Here is a 1,771-nt window from a genome sequence, read left to right on the forward strand (position 1 = left end):
TTCCAAGCGTTTACCATTGGTAAGAAGGATTGAAATTGGAATCAAGTTAGCAGGGAAAATCGCGATAGATGCTGCTATTAGGTACGCCCAAGTTTTTTGTACTGAAAACGGCTTTCGGTGATGAATGGGGCTGTGACAGCGCAGACACGCTTCTCCCTCTGGTTGTGAAAGGTGACAGTGGTGACAGTGTAGCGTTTTTGTAATGTACGTGTATTTTTCTTCTGGTTCGAACACTTCCCAGTATCTACGGACACTGACACGAGTAACCAAAAGAACGGTCGATATTTGCAGCAGTAGCAGGCCAATTAATCCTGGTCCAACCATAATGTCTGAATAGTCTTGCAGCTTAAAACATGAGATGGCAATGCTGACTAAGAATACATCGATCATGACCCACGGCCTTAAATGCTGCACTAGGGCAAGCGAATTTTTCAGTAGCTTGAAGTTGTGGTACCTCAGCGCAATGTGAGCGGAAACAACCGAACTACATACAACAAGAGGTGCAATCGAACTGCAAAATATAATCAGTATCGACAGCAGTAGAAAACCCTCTTGGAACAGCGTATAAACACCTGCTGGCAAGGTTGCTGGGATGAGCACGCCGAAAAGACGAATACTGATAAAATCAAAAAAGTGCGATGGAATGAAAAGTAATAGACAGGTTATTGCGACGGCGAGGTTGCCTGATAGCGAAGGTGTTCCTCCTCTATACAGCTTGGTATTGCAACGAGGACAAAATGCGCTTTTTCCTCGTTCGACACTGACTAAGTCGATTGGCAGTTCACAGCCATCGCAGAGGCGGATTGATGAAGTTTCAGAAGAATGGGCGTGCAGAGTTGGAGGAGGATTCATAGTCCTCCTCCTGCAGAATCAGTGATGGTACACACTCTAATTGTGCGATTGCGCACTACCATAGAGTGTTTGATATAAGCCTCGTTGTTCAACTAACTCTCCATGAGTGCCAGCTTGGCTGACTTGCCCATCTTCGAGCACGTAGATGAGGTCGGCCTGTTTAACCGCAGACAATCTGTGAGCGACGATAAGTGTTGTGCGTCCTTTCAAAAACTCAGTCAGAGCTTTATGAAAAGCCGCTTCTGTCGCGGTGTCTAGTGCTGAAGTTGCTTCATCCAATATAACAAACTTAGGATTGCTAAGAATCATACGTGCAATCGCTAGTCTTTGTCTTTGTCCGCCTGAAAGTCGTATACCACTTCGACCAATCTGGGTATCGAGCCCATCGCTTAACTGACGGATGACATCTTGCATCTGGGCTATTTCAAGTGCTTGCCATAGCTGCAAGTCGTTGTACTTAGAACCTAGGGTTAGATTATGCCTCAAAGTGTCGTTGAATAGTATAGGCTGTTGTAAAACCACGGCAATTTGGTTACGTATAATATCAAAACTGATATCGTCTGTTGTATGGCCATTGAAACGGATACTACCTGAGTCGGCTTGATATACGCCAATTAACAGTTGAATTAAGGTTGATTTCCCGCCTCCGCTAGCGCCAACTAAAGCAACTTTCTTACCTGCAGGTATGGTTAAACTGAGGTTGTTAAGAATTTGTGCTTCGTCATTGTATGAGAAGTTCACTTGGTCGATCTCAATATCGACTTCGCGATCATCGCTAAATGGATTGACCTTGCTGACAGGACGATGCTCTTCCTCTAAATCAAGAAGGGCGTTGATACGATTGAGAGCAGCTTTGGCGCTATACCAAGAGAACTGTATGCCTAGCAGCTCTTGCACAGGTGAAAGCATGAACCACAAG

General features: G+C 45.0%; 2 protein-coding genes. Both read right to left on the reverse strand.

Going from position 1 to position 1,771, the window contains the following annotated elements:
• Nucleotides 1-852 (reverse strand): paraquat-inducible protein A (locus tag QTO00_RS19195; protein WP_331426174.1); only part of this gene is annotated, 852 nt, incomplete at its 3' end.
• Between the two features lie 36 nt (nucleotides 853-888).
• A partial coding sequence (locus QTO00_RS19200) for an ABC transporter ATP-binding protein (RefSeq protein ID WP_331426175.1) occupies nucleotides 889-1,771 on the reverse strand: 883 nt, incomplete at its 5' end.

It is taken from the genome of Vibrio sp. M260118, assembly GCF_036533755.1.
Taxonomy (GTDB): Bacteria; Pseudomonadota; Gammaproteobacteria; order Enterobacterales; family Vibrionaceae; genus Vibrio.